The sequence below is a fragment of the Paramesorhizobium salinisoli genome (assembly GCF_003335045.1).
Taxonomy (GTDB): domain Bacteria; phylum Pseudomonadota; class Alphaproteobacteria; order Rhizobiales; family Rhizobiaceae; genus Paramesorhizobium; species Paramesorhizobium salinisoli.
Map to the genome: position 1 here is coordinate 1 of NZ_QOZG01000186.1, position 230 is coordinate 230.

Below are 230 nucleotides of genomic sequence, written 5' to 3' on the forward strand. Positions count from 1 at the left end.
GCGCCTGGTTCCGCGAGGAGCTGGAAGCACGAGGCATCGAGCCATGCATCCCGTCGAGCCGAAGCCGTAAAGTCCCATACGCCTACGACACGATGCTCTACCGTCAACGCCACAAGGTCGAGAACCTGTTCGCAAAGCTCAAGGACTGGCGGCGCATCGCCACCCGCTACGACCGCTGTGCTCACACCTTCTTCTCGGCCATCTGCATCGCAGCCGCCGTCATCTTCTGG

At 62.2% G+C, this 230-nt stretch carries 1 protein-coding gene; it reads left to right on the forward strand.

The features are described from left to right. Positions 1 to 230, forward strand: a 230-nt coding sequence (locus DUT91_RS25445) for a transposase (protein ID WP_147272330.1), incomplete at both ends; no start/stop codon positions are given.